17 protein-coding genes and 1 tRNA gene are annotated in these 17,180 nt (G+C 66.6%); 13 read left to right on the top strand and 5 right to left on the bottom strand.

The features are described 5' to 3' along the window. Positions 1-7: 7 nt before the first annotated feature. The 5 genes from rnc to ACHAA4_RS03390 all read left to right on the top strand — a co-directional run bounded on the left by rnc (position 8) and on the right by ACHAA4_RS03390 (position 5,346). Positions 8-757 (top strand): ribonuclease III, encoded by a 750-nt coding sequence (rnc, locus tag ACHAA4_RS03410; protein WP_435772772.1) that lies wholly within the window; start codon positions 8-10, stop codon positions 755-757. Further along, on the top strand, positions 757-1,779 hold the full coding sequence (gene mutM, locus ACHAA4_RS03405; RefSeq protein ID WP_435772771.1) for a bifunctional DNA-formamidopyrimidine glycosylase/DNA-(apurinic or apyrimidinic site) lyase: 1,023 nt from the start codon (positions 757-759) through the stop codon (positions 1,777-1,779). The genes rnc and mutM overlap by 1 nt, the downstream gene beginning before the upstream one ends. Before the next feature lie 113 nt (positions 1,780-1,892). Beyond that, a complete protein-coding gene (locus tag ACHAA4_RS03400) occupies positions 1,893-3,116 on the top strand; it encodes an LCP family protein (RefSeq protein ID WP_435772770.1) in 1,224 nt (407 codons plus the stop codon). Then, positions 3,113-4,393 carry a glycosyltransferase family 4 protein gene (locus ACHAA4_RS03395; RefSeq protein ID WP_435772769.1) on the top strand — a complete coding sequence of 427 codons (1,281 nt, stop codon included), beginning with the start codon at positions 3,113-3,115 and terminating at the stop codon, positions 4,391-4,393. The genes ACHAA4_RS03400 and ACHAA4_RS03395 overlap by 4 nt, the downstream gene beginning before the upstream one ends. Continuing rightward, a complete protein-coding gene (locus ACHAA4_RS03390; RefSeq protein ID WP_435772768.1) occupies positions 4,390-5,346 on the top strand; it encodes a glycosyltransferase family 2 protein in 957 nt (318 codons plus the stop codon). The genes ACHAA4_RS03395 and ACHAA4_RS03390 overlap by 4 nt, the downstream gene beginning before the upstream one ends. Positions 5,347-5,524: 178 nt before the next feature. Here ACHAA4_RS03390 and ACHAA4_RS03385 read toward each other — a convergent pair whose 3' ends face one another. Beyond that, positions 5,525-8,704 carry a glycosyltransferase gene (locus ACHAA4_RS03385; protein WP_435772767.1) on the bottom strand — a complete coding sequence of 1,060 codons (3,180 nt, stop codon included), beginning with the start codon at positions 8,702-8,704 and terminating at the stop codon, positions 5,525-5,527. Between the two features lie 115 nt (positions 8,705-8,819). On the opposite strand from ACHAA4_RS03385, the gene ACHAA4_RS03380 reads away from it, so the two are divergent. Together ACHAA4_RS03380 and ACHAA4_RS03375 are read left to right on the top strand one after the other, a co-directional pair. Further along, positions 8,820-8,893: transfer RNA gene (locus tag ACHAA4_RS03380), tRNA-Gly, on the top strand. Positions 8,894-8,994: 101 nt separating this feature from the next. Continuing rightward, positions 8,995-10,146 carry a glycosyltransferase family 4 protein gene (locus tag ACHAA4_RS03375; RefSeq protein ID WP_435772766.1) on the top strand — a complete coding sequence of 384 codons (1,152 nt, stop codon included), beginning with the start codon at positions 8,995-8,997 and terminating at the stop codon, positions 10,144-10,146. Positions 10,147-10,170: 24 nt separating this feature from the next. Here ACHAA4_RS03375 and ACHAA4_RS03370 read toward each other — a convergent pair whose 3' ends face one another. Both ACHAA4_RS03370 and ACHAA4_RS03365 read right to left on the bottom strand, forming a co-directional pair. Then, a complete protein-coding gene (locus tag ACHAA4_RS03370; RefSeq protein ID WP_435772765.1) occupies positions 10,171-10,986 on the bottom strand; it encodes a sortase domain-containing protein in 816 nt (271 codons plus the stop codon). A 173-nt stretch (positions 10,987-11,159) separates the two neighbouring features. After that, positions 11,160-11,978, bottom strand: a complete 819-nt coding sequence (locus ACHAA4_RS03365; protein WP_435772764.1) for a hypothetical protein — start codon at positions 11,976-11,978, stop codon at positions 11,160-11,162. Positions 11,979-12,344: 366 nt separating this feature from the next. On the opposite strand from ACHAA4_RS03365, the gene ACHAA4_RS03360 reads away from it, so the two are divergent. Further along, positions 12,345-13,592: a glycoside hydrolase family 26 protein gene (locus ACHAA4_RS03360; protein WP_435772763.1), complete on the top strand. Its 1,248-nt coding sequence runs from the start codon at positions 12,345-12,347 to the stop codon at positions 13,590-13,592. Positions 13,593-13,595: 3 nt separating this feature from the next. On the opposite strand, the gene ACHAA4_RS03355 is transcribed toward ACHAA4_RS03360, so the two are convergent. Together ACHAA4_RS03355 and ACHAA4_RS03350 are read right to left on the bottom strand one after the other, a co-directional pair. Continuing rightward, positions 13,596-14,234: a flavin reductase family protein gene (locus tag ACHAA4_RS03355; RefSeq protein WP_435772762.1), complete on the bottom strand. Its 639-nt coding sequence runs from the start codon at positions 14,232-14,234 to the stop codon at positions 13,596-13,598. A 100-nt stretch (positions 14,235-14,334) separates the two neighbouring features. Beyond that, on the bottom strand, positions 14,335-14,667 hold the full coding sequence (locus ACHAA4_RS03350; RefSeq protein ID WP_435772761.1) for a hypothetical protein: 333 nt from the start codon (positions 14,665-14,667) through the stop codon (positions 14,335-14,337). Positions 14,668-14,947: 280 nt separating this feature from the next. Here ACHAA4_RS03350 and ACHAA4_RS03345 point away from each other — a divergent pair, with 280 nt between their 5' ends. The 5 genes from ACHAA4_RS03345 (at position 14,948) to ACHAA4_RS03325 (ending at position 17,163) form a co-directional block, all read left to right on the top strand. After that, complete coding sequence (locus tag ACHAA4_RS03345; protein ID WP_435772760.1) at positions 14,948-15,424, top strand: DUF2975 domain-containing protein; 477 nt, start codon at positions 14,948-14,950, stop codon at positions 15,422-15,424. Beyond that, positions 15,424-15,651: a helix-turn-helix domain-containing protein gene (locus ACHAA4_RS03340; protein WP_435772759.1), complete on the top strand. Its 228-nt coding sequence runs from the start codon at positions 15,424-15,426 to the stop codon at positions 15,649-15,651. The genes ACHAA4_RS03345 and ACHAA4_RS03340 overlap by 1 nt, the downstream gene beginning before the upstream one ends. 12 nt (positions 15,652-15,663) lie before the next feature. Beyond that, entirely contained in the window at positions 15,664-16,152 is a 489-nt protein-coding gene (locus ACHAA4_RS03335) for a hypothetical protein (RefSeq protein ID WP_435772758.1), read from the top strand. A 74-nt stretch (positions 16,153-16,226) separates the two neighbouring features. Beyond that, positions 16,227-16,904: a hypothetical protein gene (locus ACHAA4_RS03330; RefSeq protein WP_435772757.1), complete on the top strand. Its 678-nt coding sequence runs from the start codon at positions 16,227-16,229 to the stop codon at positions 16,902-16,904. Then, complete coding sequence (locus tag ACHAA4_RS03325; protein ID WP_435772756.1) at positions 16,891-17,163, top strand: helix-turn-helix domain-containing protein; 273 nt, start codon at positions 16,891-16,893, stop codon at positions 17,161-17,163. The genes ACHAA4_RS03330 and ACHAA4_RS03325 overlap by 14 nt, the downstream gene beginning before the upstream one ends. The last annotated feature ends 17 nt before the right edge of the window (positions 17,164-17,180 follow it).

Below are 17,180 nucleotides of genomic sequence, written 5' to 3'. Positions count from 1 at the left end.
ATCGCACGTGAGTGATCACGAAGAGCTTGTGAAGAGTCTCGGGGTGCATATTGCCCCCGGGACTCTTCGCCTTGCCCTGACGCATCGGTCCTACGCCTATGAGAACTCCAACCTGCCGACCAATGAGCGGCTGGAGTTCCTCGGGGACTCGATCCTCGGCCTGGCAGTGACCGATTACCTCTTCCGGACCTTCCCGGATCTGGCTGAGGGCGACCTCGCCAAACTTCGTGCCGCGCTGGTGAGCACCCGCGCCCTGGCACGCGTGGCCCGCAGCCTCTGCGTGGGCCCCCACATCAGCCTCGGCGCCGGCGAACAGCTGACCCGCGGCCAGGACAAGGACTCGATCCTTGCCGACACCATGGAGGCGCTCATCGGCGCCGCCTACCTCTCCACCGACACCGAGACGGCGCGTCGTCTGGTGCTGCGTCTTGTGGTCCCGCTGCTCAGCGACAAGGACGCGATGACCGCCGGCAAGGACTGGAAGACCACCATCCAGGAGATCGCGGCCGCCCAGGACATGGGCGAGATCCGCTACCTGATCACCGACTTCGGTCCGGACCACCACAAGTCCTTCAACGCCACCCTGGTCATCGGGGGCACCACATACGGCTCCGGCTCCGGCCCCTCCAAGAAGGAGGCCGAGCGCGAAGCGGCCCGCGTCACCGTGGAGACCCTCACCGCCGGCCGCGGCGAACAGGGCGATATCCTGACTCTGGTCCTGGACCGCTTCGGGGACAACGCACCCGCCTCCAGCTGATGCCCGAGCTGCCCGAGGTCGAAGTGGTCCGCCGCGGCATCAGTCGCTGGGCGACGGGACGCACGATCACGTCCGTCACCATCCACGATCCGCGCAGCCTGCGCCGCCACGCGCTGGGCACCCCGCTGGCTGAACCGGCACGACTGGACTCCTTCACCGCCGCGCTGGCCCAGCAGACGCTGCTGGAGCCCCAGCGCCGCGGCAAGTTTCTCTGGATCCCGCTGGGACCGCCTCCCGCGTCCGTCGCCGGACTCGATGTCGCCGCTGATCCCGGCCCCGGTCCGGTCCAGCACTCGCTGCTGATCCATCTGGGCATGAGCGGACAGGTGCTCATCGACGAGCCCTCCGCGGCGGCGCAGAAGCATCTCAAGGTCACGCTCGAGCTGGACGGAGGCCGAGCTGGCGGGGAAAGCGCCGCCGGGGACAGCGCCGCTGGGGGAGACGCCAGCCCAAAGCAGCTGCGCTTCGTCGACCAGCGGATCTTCGGCGGCATGCAGATCTCTGAGCTGGTCCCCTCTACCCATCCCAGTGGCAGCGTGCCGGCGGCAGCCGTCCACATCGCCCCGGACCCGCTGGAATCCGGATTCGACGAGGAGACCTTCTTCCGCACCCTGCGTCGCCGCAAGACCGGCCTGAAACGGGCGCTGCTGGATCAGGGCATGGTCTCCGGGATCGGCAACATCTACGCCGATGAGGCACTCTGGCTCGCGAAGCTCCACTACCTGCGCCCCACCGAGACCATCACCCGCGCCGAATCCGCCCGGCTGCTCAGCGGGGTCAAGACCGTGATGCTCGCCGCGCTGGAGGCCGGCGGGACCAGCTTCGACGCGCTCTACGTCAACGTCAACGGCGCCTCGGGCTACTTCGACCGCTCGCTGCAGAGCTACGGACGCGCCTCGCAGCCCTGCCGACGCTGCGCCGGCACGCCGCGGGCCGCGACCATCCGCCGGGACCCGTTCATGGGCCGCTCCTCATACTGGTGCCCGACCTGCCAGCCCAGACCCCGCCGCGCCCGCGCATGAACCACCAGACATAGCCCCACTCCCTGCCAGCGCGCCTGAACAGGGCGAATGCGGGACAGCAGAGACTGTTGGGCTAGCATGAATCGGATCGACGAACGTGCAAAGGAGGGTATGTGGCCGATAAGAACGCGCCCGAGCCACAGCCGCACCGCCCGCGCAGAGCCGCCCCGCTCCCCGCAGGCACGACGGCAGCCTCACAGTCGAGCCACCCGATCGGTCCCAAGAAGTCCCCAGACCAGCCCGCCACGGAGGGTCCGGCCGGCCCGCCCGAGCTCCCCGGATCAGACGGCGCCACGGAGCCGGCACCCAAAGACCCCCGACGACGACGCCGCCTGATCCGCAACGCCCTCATCGCCGTCGCAGTTCTGGTGATCCTCGCGATCGGCGCCGGGCTGCTCTACGTCAATGAGCTGCGCACCGCCTTCGACGAGCAGCGCAACGTCCTTGACCTCGAGCTCGAAGGCGGTGACACCCTCGGGCGCACCGAGGACGGCACGGTCAACATGCTGCTGCTCGGCTCCGACAGCCGCGGCGAGGACGATCTGGAGTATCGCGGGGAGATCGGCGACGACGCCGGCGCTGAGCGCTCAGACACCATGATGTTCGTCCACATCCCCGCCGACCGCTCCGGCGTCTACGTGATGTCGATCGTGCGCGATCTCTGGGTGGATGTCCCCGGTGAAGGCCAGGGCCGGGTCAACTCCGCGCTGGGCGCAGGCGGCTACCCGCTGGTCGTCGACACGATCGAAGAGCTGCTCAACACCCACATCGACCACGTGGCGATCATCGACTTCGAAGGCTTCTCCGATCTGACCGGCGCACTGGGCGGGGTCTATGTGGACAATCCGCAGCCCTTCTCCGCCGGTCAGCACAACCCGGCGTTCTTCCCCGAGGGCGACATCCGCCTCGGCGGCGCCGACGCGCTGCGCTTCGTCCGGGAGCGCAAGGCCTTCGCCGACGGAGACTTCACTCGGGTGCAGAACCAGCAGCTGGTGATCAACGGCATCGTCGATCAGCTGCTCTCCGCCGATACCCTCACCAACCCGCAGCGGGTCATGGACGTGGTCAACGGAATCGTGCCCTACCTCAGCGTGGATGACGGCCTGAACGCGAACACCATCGCCGCCTACGCCCTGGAGATGCGCGACATCCGCTCAGGCAACATCGAGATGTTCACCATCCCCACCGGGGACATGGCCACCACGGCCAGCGGCGCGCAGGTGATCCTCAAGGATGAAGAGATGCTGGAGCTGCTCCAGCGGTCTCTGAAGAACGACAACATGGAGGGCTTCATCGAGTACACCGAGCTGCGCGAAGAAGAGGAAGGGCAGCAGTGACCCCTCGGGTACAGCTGCTCACCCATAGCTATTGGCCTGAGCGCACGGCACCCCAGCGCCGCTGGGAGCGCCTCGTGGGCTCGCTGCGTCAGGACGGCTGGGCGGTCGACGTCGTCACCCCCGCCGTGAACCTGCACCACACCCCGGAAGAGGTCCGCGGGCAGGGTCGGTTCCGGCTGCGCCCCACCCCGGGGCCCACCGGCGAGCGGCTGCACCGGACCCCCTACATCCTGCTGCGGAACTCCCGCGCCGGACGCTTCGCCTCCGACCTTGCCTCCGCGGTGCTGATGGTGCCGCGGGCGATGGGCGCGCCGAAACCCGATCTGGTCATCGCCACCGTCCCGGCGCTGCCGACCATCTGCGCCGGCTGGCTGGTCAGCCGCTGCCGCCAGGTCCCGCTGGTGGTCGACATGCGCGACGCCTGGCCGGAACTGGCCCGCGAGGCGGGAGTCAAGGCCGGCGTGCTCGGCAAGGTGATGGAATCCGCCGTGGTCAGCGTCCAGCGACGGGCTGAACTTGTCGTCACCGTCACCGAGGGCTTCGGTCAGCGGCTGCGGGAACGCGGCGTCTCCCGGGTGGAGACCATCAGCAACGGTGTGGCCCTGGAGCAGGTGCCGCAGCTGGACCACCGGACGCGGAAGCCCGGAGAGCTGCGCATCGCATACCTGGGAAACCACGGGGAGAGCCAGGCCCTGGAACGGATCATCGCGGCCGTCGCCATGATCTCTCGCGGACAGCTTGCGCAGACCGGGCCGACCGGTCCGGGTGATGAGGACGGTGCACGCACCGAGGGGCTCGATGTCCGGCTCCGACTCGTCGGCTCCGGCACCCAGAAGGATCAGCTGCGTCAGATCGCGACCGAATCCGGCGCGCTCGAGAGCGGCGCGGTGGAGTTCTTCGACCCGGTGCACGGCGAGGAGATCTGGGAGCACTATCGCTGGGCCGACACCGCGCTGGTGAGCCTGCGCACCGACTGGGCCTCCTTCGCCTGGACCGTGCCCTCGAAGACCTTCGAACTGCTGGGCCTGGGCAAGCACATCACCGCCGCGGTCACCGGAGAGGCCGCCTGGGTGCTCGGCCATGCCCCCAACGTCCGCTTCCTCTCCGGAGACTCGGAAGAGATCGCCGCCACCCTCACCCAGCTCGCCCGTGACCCGGACTCCACCCCGGTGGATCGCCGCGGACGCGACTGGGTCGCTGAGTACGCCGACCTTCCCGGTCTGGGCCGCCGCTACGCCGCGCTGCTGCGGAAGCTGCTGCAGGAGCCCGCCCGGTGATCACCGCCGCCAACGCCTACATCTGTGTCTGCACCTACCGCCGTCCCGGGCCGCTGGCCGAGCTGCTGGACTCGCTGCGCGCGCAGGAGCTGGGCGCACTGGGTTCAGTGGGGGAGACAGGTGAGCTGGGGGAGCGCGAGCTGCCCCGTTTGATCGTGGTGGACAACAGCCCCGAGGGCGACGCCGAGGCCCAGGTCCGCGCCCAGTACCCGAGCGCGCACTACCTCCATGAGCCTCGCCCGGGGATCGCCGCCGCGCGCAACGCTGCGGTGGAAGCTGTTCCGTCGGACGCAGAGGCGGTGCTCTTCCTCGACGACGACGAGCGCGCCGCCCCCGATTGGCTGCGCACCATGATCGACTGCGCCAACTCCTCCGGGGCTGATACCGTCTCCGGTCCGGTGATCACCCACTTCGGAGCGAACCCGCCGGAGTGGCTGCAGGCCAGCGGCTTCATCCGGCGCATCGATTTCCCGACCGGCCCCTGGGGCCTCCGGGCCGCGACGAATAATGTGCTGGTCCGGGCGCACTGGTTCACCAGCGCCGGGTACCGGTTTGATGAGGCGTTCAGCTTCATCGGTGGCGAGGATTCAGACCTGTTCGGCCGGATGCAGGCCGCCGGGGCGCGCTCCTGGTGGTGCGCCGAGGCCCGGGTGGAAGAGGACCTGCCCGCCGAGCGGCTCAGCCCCGCCTGGATGCGCCAACGCGGAATCCGGGCCGGCCACGTGCGCGCCACGAAGCTCATCCGGCGCGCCGAACAGGACCTGCCCACGCCCGCGCTGCGGCTGCGGATCGCTGCCGAAGGGCTCGGACGCCTCGGCTACGGGGTCGCTCGCACCACCGCGCGCCGAGTCAAGCGCGCACCAGTGCGGTACGTGGACAGCGTCTACCACCGCGAAGGCCTCGGCATGCTCCAGGCGGCCGCTGGGCGCCGCTACGAGGAATACGGCCGCTGAACTCAGGCTCTCGTCCGGGGTAGACAGGTTCTGCGAGGAGCTGGGTCTCACTCTCGCCCCGATCCAGACCGCAACTCTTCCTGGGCAGTTGAGATCTCCGGCAGCAACGTTGGAACCGGATATTGCAACTGCCCAGGAGGAGGAGCCCCGCAAGCAGAACCAGACCAAGTGGCCTGACTCAGCCGGCGTCGTTCCTTCTGTGGTCCTGGACCGCCAGCGCGTATGCCGCTTCTGCTGCGGTGATGCCCCAGTGTCCGGACCCGCGGCGCTGGATGCGATCGATCTCGGCAGAGACCTGGCGCAGCGCGATCACCCGTTCCATGGTCTTGGCCGTGGGTTTGAGCCTGCGGCGATAGACAGCCCCGACGCGGCGACCCAGGCGGGTGCGCTTGATCTGAGCCACTTGCAGCTCGGCCGCCTTGAGAGCGCGGCGCTTGATCCGGCCTGCCAACGGTCGGACTTTATTGGCCGAGGGCAGCTGGTGGACTCCGAAGAAGCGCAGCGCCTCCGGGGTTCGCCAGGAGTGCCGATACGGATCATCTACGTAGACCGCGGCGATCTGGGCAATCACGTCTGCGGCCTCCGCCTTCTCCGCCTCGGGCACATGGGAGAACTTCCGGAGGTACCAGGTGACGAGAAACTTCTCGAAGCGGGTGTCGAGGTAGTCCTGGAGCAGTCCGACCTCCCGCAGCCAGGAGCTGCGAGCCGCTTCCAAGATCAGGTACTTCCTGAAGTAGCCGGGGGTGACCACATTCACGATCGAGTTGTCGACCGCTCCGAAGTAGACGTAGACCGACTCCTCCACCGGCACGTACGCGCGCGCGTAGAACAGCATCTGTTGGAAGAAGAACGTGTCCTGCCCGGTGGCGCCCACCGGCTGGGTCAGTCCCAGGCCCTGCAGCCACGCGGTGCGGGCCACGATGCTCTCGATCGACGCAGGCTTGAACCCGATCTCCCGCAGCGAATCGCGGGTGGGCCAGCGCAGGCCGTCGTGTTCCTCGATCCCGCGGTACCAGTCGTTGACGCGCAACGTCTGGTACCGCTTGGTCCAGGTGGCCTGGCTGCCCATCGCGAAGTCTGCGTCGGGCTTCTCGGCCAGGCGCTGCTGCATCAGGTGGTAGCCGGCCTCCAGCTCCTCGTCATCGGGGTCCAGGTAGGTGACATATTCGGTGGCCGTCAGCTCCAGTCCGGTGTTGCGCGGGCGCGAGGCCGAGCCGGAGCCGCCGGTGCCGTGCCGGAACGCCGAGACATTCTCGTACGCCCGGGCCAGCTCCTCCACGATCGCCAGGGTGACCGGATCTGAAGAGCCGTCGTCGATCAGCAGCACGTGGGTGCGAGGGAAGTGCGGTGAGCGGCGCAGCGAAGCGAAGGCCTTGTGCCGCAGGTGGTTGCCGTTGTTGTAGATCGGGACGATCACGGAGAGCTCGAGCTCTTGGGCCTCCGCAGTCGCAAGGACCTCGGCCTTGACCTTGGCCAGATCGTCTCCGGCATGTGGGAGCGCCGCTGGAAGAAGCCCTGACGCGGTGATGGCTGCTGCGGTGGAATGCCCCAGATGATCGGTGGCGTAGACCCGGGCGTCCTGCCCAGAGGCGGCCAGCACGTCGGGTGTGACGAGTGCCGCCGACTCGGGGCGCCACCAGGCCGTCAGGCCCAGGTCGTCGAACCCGCGCTGGTGCCGGTGCGCCTGCTCGTCGGCCTCGCCGGCGGAGCCGGTGAGCTTCGTGGTGATCGTTGCGGACTGGTAGCGGAAGGCCGCCACATGATCAGCGGCGTAGTGCGGCCCATACCGGCGATCCGCGGCGAGTGGCAGCAGCACGTCGATGGGCTTCACGAGTGGATCCGCGGCTCGGGCGCCCAGCTCTTCCCAGCTGAGCACCTCCACCGGTGCATGGCCCGTCGCGGCGAGGCTCTGCGCGGCCATGTCCTGGACGAGCTCCGGTGTGACGGTCTCGGCGACGGCGACCACGAGCTCTCGCTGGGAGGTGACCTGTTTGCCCGCGGTACGAGCCACCCGGGTGAGCAGATCCGAGACGTGATGGCGCAGGAAGACTTCCCTCACGCCGTCTCCCTGGGCGCGACGCAGCTCCTCCAGGTCGAGTCCGCGCAGGCTCTCTTCCACGTCGGCTGCGGAGTTCGCGATGCGCACCTGCGGGTGATACGAGTTCAGGCCCTGGTTATAGCTGGAGAGCACCAGCGTGCCGGCGGCCTGCAGCTCCAGCGCCCTATTGGCGAACATGGTCTGCGAGTCGACCACCGAGTTCAGGTTCACGGCGACATCCACCACGCGCTGCAGGTCCATGAGCTCGTGATGGTCCATGGCCGGGACCCGATAAGGCCAGTACTTGACCGGGATCAGCTTATTGGCGCTGAGCATGGGCTGTTCGGAGTCCAGCTGGGCGGAGACCTCGTCCCACCAGCGGTCGATGATCGCCAGCGGTTTGCCAGCGGCGAGCACTCCGTCGAAGATCCACTCCGCGTAGCGGGCGCGCTTGTGGTACTTCTTGCCCATCCAGGAGCCGGCGAAGAAGATCAGTTCGCGCGCCTCGGCGGGGGCGCTGCGTGACCCGATCGGGGAGTGCAGCAGCGGGTTGACCCCGAACGGCAGCACTTCGATGCTGTGTGCCGCGGGGCAGTCGTGCCGGTAGTCCTTGAGAACCTCAGCGGCAGTGGTGAAGATGTGGTCGCAGGCCCGGGCCACATCGCGGAACTGCCGGTAGTCCGGCGGGTCCTCTTTGCCGTAGTAGACCGGCGGCGCCCCGGCCTCACGGAATGCCGGGATGATGGTCTCGATCAGCAGCCGACGGCGCGCTGGGGCTTCTTCCGCGGTGTTGTCCCAGGAGAATCCGTCGTGCCCGCGCCAGGTGGCGGCCACGAGCAGCAGGTCGACGTCGTTGACGTGGTCCTGCCAGTTCTCCGGGGTGATCGGGATGAGCGTCGCCGCTCCGGAGTAGGTGTCGAAGAGGAACCGATCGCAGATGATCCCGATGCGCAGGTCCAGGGTGGGCCGCGAGATGCCCGGTTCCATAGGGGGAAGCTCAGCGGCGGCGGTGCGGGCGGCGTCCAGAGAATCCTGAGCGGACCGTGCTGCGAGAGGCGCTGCGAGGGGTGTTGTCTGGCTCTGGGCGTCGTCGCGTGCGGCACGGCTGCGCAGATCAGATGCGCGTTCGCGGTGCGCCCGCGCCAGCGGCTCCCAGAGCTGGTCGTGATGCCCTGAGTTGGAGAGTTCTCGAGCTGCCTGCTCATGGGCCTGGGCTGCATGCTCCGCCGTCGCCTTGATCTCGGAGGACGAGAAAGGGTCTGCAGGAGCGCTGGCGGGGGTGCTTTCGGGCGGTGCGGAGGCAGAGTCAGGGAGAATCACCCCTCGACACTATCCCGAGGTGTGTTGGGTTTGGTGGAGGCAGTCCGGCTTGCTACAGTAAAGTCTCGATACGGCGATGGATCGGCTTGAAAAGGTCGAGATCACGGGCGTATTCGGGGATGTAGCTTAGTGGTAAAGCTTTGGTCTTCCAAACCAACGATGCGGGTTCGATTCCCGTCATCCCCTCCAGTTCATTCCAAGCCTCTCCGGTGATCGGGTCCCCTCGGTCGCAGCAGGAGAGGCTTTTTGTGTATCTGCTGACCATACGAGCTCAGAGGTGAGAGGAACCCATGGCGCGTCCCCGGGTGTATTTCGTGGTCCAGCCCACCGTCGCGCACTACCGTGAGCCGCTGGTGCGCCGGCTGCTGGAATCCACGCGCTATGACTTCGACCTGGTCGGCCGGTTCAAGAACTCCGAGGCCACCGCCGCAGACACGATCCACTCCGCCGCCGACGAGGTCCTCGCGAAGGTTCGTCCACTGAGGTTCTCCGCGGTGGGCAGGTTCTGGTGGGAGCACGGACAGGTCCGCGAGATCTGGGCCGGCCACCACGACGTGTACGTGATCGCCGGTCGGATCCCCACGGTCTCGGCTTGGGCGGCCTCTGCGGTCGCCGCGCTGCGCGGACGCACCCTGATCATGTGGGGCCACGGCTGGAAGCGTCCCGAGGAGGGGCTCAAGCGCCAGGTCCGGCTGGCCTTCTACCGGTTCACCGACGGACTGCTCGTCTACGGCGACCGCGCCAAGGAGCTCGGCAGCTCGTACGGGGTCCCGGCAGAGAAGATCCAGGTCATCTACAACAGCATCTACCGTGAGGCGCAGACCGGCTCGGCCCGCGAGTCACGTGCTGCTGACCGGGCAGAGACCCCCGACGACGACGCCGGCTCCTCGCCCACGATCATCTACAGCTCCCGGCTCACCACCCGGCACCGCCTGGACCTGCTCGCCGAAGCGCTCGGCGGCATGCCCGCGGAGGCCCGACCGAAGCTGCTCATCGTCGGGGAGGGTGCGGAGCGTCCCCGGCTGGAGCAGGTCTTCGCCGACCACAGCGTGGACGCGGAGTTCCTCGGGGCCGTGTACGACCATCACCAGCTGCGCGAGCTCTATGCCCAGGCCGATCTAGCGGTCTCCGTGGGCGGGGCCGGGCTGAACATCACCCAGGCGATGAGCTTCGGAGTCCCGGTGCTCGCCGAGGACGGCAACCCGGATTCAAGCCCCGAGATCGAAGCCGTGGTGGAAGGGATCACCGGACGCCACTACCAGTCCGGCGACGCCGGCTCGCTGCGCAGGGTCCTCACCGAACTCCTGGCCGCCCCCCATCAGCTGCAGCAGCTGGGGGAGGCGAGCCTCGCCGTCGTCCGGGATCGGTACACGGCGGAGAAGCACGCCGAGGCGATCGAGGACGCCCTAGACGTGCTGCTTGCCCGCGCCAAGCGGAGCTGAGCTGCGCCGGCCATTAGAGCGGGGCTAGCCGGCGAGGGTCGCGTAGACCACGTAGTTGTCTTCGTATTCTCCGGTTGCCTCGTTGTAGCCGTCGCAGGTGATGAGCCGCAGCTCTGGGTCGTTGGTGTTGCCGTAGACCTCCAGGGTGGGGAAGGTGTTCTTCCCGTACTGCTCGGCCCTGGTCACCACGAATGTGGCGGTCTCGCCGTCTTCTTGGTCCACGGTGATCTCGTCGCCTTCCACGAGAGCGGGCAGGTCGGCGAAGACCCCGGGCTGGCCCAGGGAGTCATCGACGTGGCCCAGCAGCACTGCCGGACCAGACTCTCCCGGGGCAGGTGAGCCGGTGTACCAGCTGGCTGGCGAGCCCGGGTCGCCGGGCGGGACATCGAGGGTGTCGTTCTCGCGCAGGCCGAGGTGCAGAAGGTCCGAGCCGGCGCCGATGGCCGGGATGGAGAAGGACGCCGGCGGTGCCGCCTCGGGGGCGGCTTCGGGCGTGGTTTCGGGGCTTTCGTCGTCGGGCGCCTCGGTCTCAGCAGGGCTCGGTGTGGGCTCGGTGTCCTCTGCGCCGGTGTCCCCTGCGCCGGTGTCCTGAGCCTGGCTGTCTTGGTCTGCTTCGGTCTCCGCTGGCTCGGCGGGTTCCGTCGTCTCCGGTGCGCTCGCCTCGGATTCAACGGCTGCGGGGGCTGCTTCTTCGCCGGCGGCGGGCTCTGTGTCCTGGCCGGGCGAACATGCCGAGAGGGCCAGCATGAGTGCGCAGCTGAGGGCCAGCGCGCCGCTGCGGCGCGGGCTGGCTGGCGCGGCGGGGATGGCCCCGGGGTAGTGCCGGCGAAGAGGAAGCATGGGAATTCTCTTTCGGTGTTGGACCTTCTGGGCGGCAGTGACGATGGGGAGCCGAGAGTGGCTCTGCGGAACTCGGAGGTTCCGCAGAGCCACTACATCGTGTCTTCGATTCCTGGTGTCTGCCTCAGCCGACTGGCGTCGTCACAGCGACGCCAGTCGCCTGCAGCTGCGGATCAGGACTCGACGGTGCGCTTGCGCATGATGTACGCACCGGCACCGATGGCACCGAGAGCGAGTGCTCCGCCACCGGCGGCCATGGCCATACCTGCACCTTCGGAGCCGCCGGCCACGCCGGTGTCGGCGCCGCCTTCAGGCATTTCACCCATCTGTGAGGCGGTCAGCGTGCCGCAGGCGGCGGGAAGGGTTGCGGCCAGGGGCAGCGACTCATCAAGCTCGGACTGTGCGTTCGCGGCTTCCTCGGTCAGGACCGTGGGGTCCACGCCGTGGACCACGACGACGCCGGTGCCATCGACGATGGAGGCCAGCACGTCATCGGAGATCTCCAGGTCGCGCTCGTAGGTGTAGCTGCTGCCACCGGGGAAGCGCTCCACTGCCAGGCCGGAGTCCGGTGAGGTGTCACCCTCGATGGTCAGTGAGGTGCCGATGCCGCCGTAGAAGGGTGCGCCTTCTTCAACGTTGACGGCGCCGTCGCCGTTCTGATCAGCATCGGCTGGCGGGCAGATGCCCTGGGCTCCGAAGTGGATGTGCTGGGCGTGGGGGAAGGGGCCGTCCATGAAGGTCTCGGCTGCGCCGTCGACTGTCATGTAGACCGTGGCCTGGTTGCCCTGGCCCTCGATCAGCACGTCACCGACGGTGCCGCTGTTGTTCAGGGGATCCAGGCTGGTCTGGAAGGACCAGGACTCGCTGGAGGTAGAGGTGGCGGCGCCGTCGCTGGCACCGCCGTGATCGGAATGGGCCATTGCTGGGCCGGCGCTCACGAGCAGCGCGCCGAGTGCGAGCGTGGGAACCGCGAAGAATGATGATTTACGCATAAGAAGAACTCCTCGTCAGGGTGGTGTGGTCGCACAACTTTTGATCGTGGGGCCGATCAGGCCATGTACGCACGGTTCGGAGCGAGATTGAAATTGGATGGTGCAGATCACAAAAAAGTTTTTTTGGTCACCAACCCGCTTTTAAAATGCAGTGTCTCCTGCTCGGGCCGTGCACTGATGTTTGCCGCACCCCTCTGCCGTGTTCCATCGCTCAGTGTGTCCGAAGCTGTGGGACATGGCATGACGATGCGACAGTCTGAGTGACCCTCGGCTCGATGCGGGTTTCGCCTTGGTACATTGGCCAGACCAGTTTCGCCGAGGCGTCACGTTCCCGTGGCCCCCGAGCCCACCAGCGGAAGGAGGCTCGTGCGTTCCCGTCCTTCCTTCCGCCTCATCTCCGTGGCGCTGACCATCGCGACCGCCAGCACCTTGGTCGGGGGCTGCTCGGCCTCATCATCAGCCCAGGACGACGAGTCAGCAGGAGTAGTGATGGAGTACTGTCAGGCGGCACACTCGGGCCAGGCGCTGCCTCCTGGTCTGGCGCTCCCAGAGGACCGCCTCACTCTCGGCGTGAATCCGGATTGGGACGTCGAGACGCTTGAGCAGTTCGCGACGACCACGGGCGTGGCGCCCGGTGTCGCCGGGATCTTCGTCCAGATGCCGCTCACCGCCGATGATCGGATACGCATCCAGAGCGCCGCCGATGAGGTCGCTGGCATGGGAGGGGCGCTGATGCTGACCCTGGAACCTCACCAGGGTCTGGACGCCGTCGATGGCGCCTCGGTGCAGGAGCTGGTGGAGCTCCTAGCCACTCTCAACGATTCCTCGGTCCCGGTGCTGCTGCGCTTCGCGCATGAGATGAACGGCACCTGGTACCCCTGGGGACAGCAGCCGCAGTCCTATGTGGAGACCTTCCGCAAGGTCGCCCAGGCCGTCAAGGAGGGCACCACAGCCACCGAGATGATGTGGGCCCCGAACTACGGCGGCGGCTACCCATTCGCCGGCGGTGAGTACGCCCCCGCAGGCGACCCTTCCGCTCAGGAAGGCACAGGGGACTTCGAGTGGGCAGATACCAACTCCGACGGTGCTCTGACCGAGACCGACGATCCGTACGAGCCGTATTACCCCGGTGACGATGTCGTCGACTGGGTCGGGCTCACGATCTACCACTACGGGGGCGCGTCCCCGTGGGACGGCAACAACGTCCCCGAGTCTGACAAGTTCACCGCGCAGCTGCGCGGAGCCTATGACGGTCTCGGTGGGGACGAGAGTTCCGTTCCGGACTTCTATGCCCGCTACGCCGAAGACCGAGACAAGCCGATGGCGATCCCGGAGACCGCGGCCTTCGTCACCGCTGCCGCGGATCCAGAGCTGGCCCTGGAGATCAAACAGGGGTGGTGGCGCCAGGTGTACTCGCAAGACCTGCGAACCCAGCTCCCGAAGCTGCGCCTGGTGAACTGGTTCAACTTCGACAAGCCCGAGCTCGAGTCCGCCGATCTCGTGCGCTGGTCCGTCACGACCGACGATCGGATCGCCGACGTGTTCGGGAATGATCTCGTCGATTCTGTGGCGACGGCGGCCGATGTGGCCAGCTGCCCGTCGGTGCCGGAGTAGCGTTCATCCTCCGCTGGGTGTTCCCGGTCGGGTCAGGTCTCTGGCGTTGTCGTCTCGGATGGTGAAGTAGGTCGAGGGGCCTCCGCCGCGCAGGAGGGGTCTGGATCTTACCGTCTGGTAGATGCCAGCCTCCAGCAGCGACGTGTCGATATGGACTCCGACGACTTCACCGAAGACGACCGTGGTCACTGTGGGACTTCCATCCGCGGAGACGAGCGGCACGATCTGTGAGGTTCGGCATTCAAAGACCGCTTTCGCTTCAGCCACGTGGGGCACGGCGACGATTCTCGATCTGGCCGGGGTGACATCCGCAAGAGCGAACTCGTCCACCTCGGACGGAACCGCTGCGGAAGTAGCGTTCATCGCGTCGGCGAGGGATTCGTCGGCCAGGTTCCAGCAGAACTCTCCGGTGGACTCGGCGTTGAGCAGCGTGTCTTTGGGTCCGTTGCTCGCGAAGCCGATGATCGGTGGGCTGTAGTTGAACGCGTTGAAGAAGCTGAACGGCGCGAGATTGAGGTGCCCGGCATCATTCTGAGTCGAGATCCACCCGATGGGCCGTGGCGCGATGATCGAGTTGAAGGGTGAATGGGCCAGTCCGTGTCCCTCCGCTGGCTCGTAGAAGTGGGTCTGCGCGGAGGGCATGCCGTGTTCCTTTGCCTAGTGGTGTGGAAGCCGACGGATCTGTCTCCTGAACCGTAGCTGATCGCCTTTCCATTGGCGCGCTCAAGAAGCTTTCGACGCCTCAGAGACGTTGGCTGAGGTCGACGACGTCGCGGTCGCCCACGGGATCCTCGAGTTCGACGTCGATGGCGCCGTAGAGCCCTTCATCCGTACACCCGTCCACGCCCTCACGGGTACCGACGATCACGGCGACAGCCACCTCGTCCTCGGTCTCCTGCACCCTGGACTGCAACCCATAGCATTCGAAGTTGCCCATGGAGAAGTGGAACCGCAGCAGGTCGTCGTCGACTTCCTCGTAGTCTCCCAACCTCACATAGTGGCGGGAGAAGAGCACGTCAACGGGCTCCTGGACCTCGCCGCGCGGCACGTCATCTTCAGACGAGATTTCTGACAACTCGCGATAGGGCTCCCCTGAGTCGACCCAGTGGTGGGTGGGAGACATCGAGGGCTGAGGTGCCGGTTCTTCGTCGCCGCAGGCTGTGAGCATCAGCGCACCTGTCGCAGCGACCGCGAGAATCGGGTGGTGGCGAGTCCGTGGAGTACCCATCTCACCACCGTAGCGCGGTGGCGCTGAAGCTCCCAGGGTCTGCCCCGGATTGACACTCGCGACCAGAACGTCGCGAACTCCCGGGTGATGTATTGACTAACAATATGTCTGTATTGATAATCAATACATGTCTACTGCGTACTCGATCGGTCTCCGAGCTGCCATAAGCCTCCTGCTCCTGGGAAGTCTCATCGTCCAGGTCGCGATCCCCATCAACGCGAACAGTGCCGGAGAGGCGTTTCCTGAGCTCGAACCACTGGCGGTGCCCTACGCAATTCTCGCGATCGCCGCCATCGTGGGAGTGCAGGTGGGGTTGATCGCTACCTGGCGCCTGGCCTCGATGGTGTCGAAGGATCGGATCTTTGACCGATCTGCCTTGAAATGGGTCGACGTCATCGTCATGGCGCTGATCATGACCACCGGCTTGGCCGCAGCGGTCTTCGTGCACCTGATCTTCATCGTCCAGGTTGGTGGGCCTCCGGCACTGGTCGGTCTGGGCGGCGCCGTGGCCCTGGGCGTGTCGCTCCTGCTTCTGCTCGCGGTCATGCGGGGCCTGTTGGTGCAGGCGATCGACTACCGGAGCGAACTGGCGGGGGTCGTCTGATGGCCATCAGGGTCGCCATCGATGTCATGCTCGCTGAACGCCGGATGTCGGTGGGTGAGCTGGCCGAGAGGGTCGGCATCACTCCGGCCAACATCTCAATTCTGAAGAACAATCACGCCAGGGCCATCCGGTTCTCCACCCTGGAAGCGCTCTGCGAGGCCCTCGACTGTGAACCTGGCGACCTGCTGCGCCGGGAGAACCCTGACACTGCCAGTGCGCCGAACTAGGGAGAGGCCCCCATGACCAGGTCAGAGTTTCTCGGCATTCGCATCACGCTCGGGACCTTGGCGTTCGGAGCCTTGATCGCGCAACTCATCGTGGTTCCACGCACCGCGGCGGGTCTCGCCGAAAAGTACCCGCAGGTGGCGCACCTGGAATCTCCGTATTTGGTAGCCGTGACCGTGGCGCTCGTGGGATTCGAGGCTGCGCTGCTGGCGGGGTGGATGCTGGTCACGGGAACGTGTGCGGAGAGCGCATCAGTCGGTCGAGTGCGGTGGTGGGCGAACGGCATGACGGCGTCGCTCGGCGTCACGGCGCTGGTGCTGGCAGGTGTCTTCCTCCATGCCGGGTGGGTTGAGAATGTCGGCGGACCGCCCATGTTGTTCGGGCTGGTCGCCTGTCTCGCCGTCCTGCCCGTGGCGCTCATGCTCAGACGCTGGGCATTGCGTTCGGTTTCCTGGAGGGTGGAGAGACCGTCTTGCGTTCAGAGGTCACGCAACGGCCTCTGAACACGCTCTAGACAGGAGCAGCGTCGGCGCCTAACATCGATTATCAATACATTGATATTCGATAAGGAGTCGGGATGAGTCAGGTCGCAGAAGCCGAGACAGTCGAGGCCGCCAAGCCCAAAGGCGTCATCTACTGGCTGGTCCGGGTCATCATCGTCTTCGTCGCCGCGGTCTGGGCCATCGGTCACTTCTTCGAAGGCCTTGTGCTCATCACCGGGCGCTATCTGTGGACCGATGGCACCGTCGAGCCGGGTCTTCCGTTGGAACGGCTCCCCATGCTCAATCAGGCAGACCTCCGCCCAGGAACCTCTGGCACGTTGGAGGATGCTGAACTGTCTCTGCGACTCCTGAACGCGGTGCCCCTGTTCTTGGAGACCTTGACCGTCGTCGTTGCGGCCTGGCTGCTGGCTCGCGTTCTCCGCCGCGTCGCGGAGCGAGAGGCCTTCAGCCCGACCGCCATCAGTGGATGGCGCGCACTGTCGACGACACTGATCGTCGGGGGTGTGCTCATCGGCATCATCAACACCATCGCCGTGGCGTACCTGAATTCCTACCTCGGTCTGCTGCCGAGCACTGGAGCGCCTGACCCCGAGGGCACGGAGCAGCTCCTCGGTGGAGATTACAGCGCGATCGCGGTCGACCTTCCGTACTGGCCGGTCACGATCATTGTCGGTGGACTGATCGCGCTGGCGTTGACCACGGCGTTCCGCGCCGGAGCCCAACTGGAACGAGACGTTGATGGCGTCATCTGAACCCCAGGATGCACCACCCCACCGCATCGTCTTCCGGCTCGATGAAGCACTGCTGCAAAGGGGTATGACCCTGACCGAGCTCTCGAGGCGCACTGGAATCACCATGGCGAACCTCTCCACGCTGAAGAACAACCGAGGCAAGGCCATCCGCTTCACCACCTTGACCATGATCTGCGACGCACTGCAGATCGAGCCGGCGCAGCTGTTTGCGATCACGGAGCTCGACGGGCAGCTCGATCAGAGCGAAGGCGGAACATGAGCTCCAGGGACTACCTA

It is taken from the genome of Nesterenkonia maliinae (assembly GCF_051262655.1).
In the GTDB taxonomy this organism is placed as follows: Bacteria; Actinomycetota; Actinomycetes; order Actinomycetales; family Micrococcaceae; genus Nesterenkonia.
This window is presented reverse-complemented; position numbering and strand designations above follow the sequence as displayed.

Coding starts and splice junctions, on each gene's coding strand:
- mutM (WP_435772771.1), top strand. CDS start 757: ATGCCCGAGCTGCCCGAGGTCGAAGTGGTCCGCCGCGGCATCAGTCGC.
- ACHAA4_RS03365 (WP_435772764.1), bottom strand. CDS start 11,978: ATGCGTAAATCATCATTCTTCGCGGTTCCCACGCTCGCACTCGGCGCG.
- ACHAA4_RS03340 (WP_435772759.1), top strand. CDS start 15,424: ATGGCCATCAGGGTCGCCATCGATGTCATGCTCGCTGAACGCCGGATG.
- ACHAA4_RS03335 (WP_435772758.1), top strand. CDS start 15,664: ATGACCAGGTCAGAGTTTCTCGGCATTCGCATCACGCTCGGGACCTTG.
- ACHAA4_RS03330 (WP_435772757.1), top strand. CDS start 16,227: ATGAGTCAGGTCGCAGAAGCCGAGACAGTCGAGGCCGCCAAGCCCAAA.
- ACHAA4_RS03325 (WP_435772756.1), top strand. CDS start 16,891: ATGGCGTCATCTGAACCCCAGGATGCACCACCCCACCGCATCGTCTTC.
- ACHAA4_RS03355 (WP_435772762.1), bottom strand. CDS start 14,234: ATGCCCTCCGCGCAGACCCACTTCTACGAGCCAGCGGAGGGACACGGA.
- ACHAA4_RS03370 (WP_435772765.1), bottom strand. CDS start 10,986: ATGCTTCCTCTTCGCCGGCACTACCCCGGGGCCATCCCCGCCGCGCCA.
- ACHAA4_RS03345 (WP_435772760.1), top strand. CDS start 14,948: ATGTCTACTGCGTACTCGATCGGTCTCCGAGCTGCCATAAGCCTCCTG.
- ACHAA4_RS03375 (WP_435772766.1), top strand. CDS start 8,995: ATGGCGCGTCCCCGGGTGTATTTCGTGGTCCAGCCCACCGTCGCGCAC.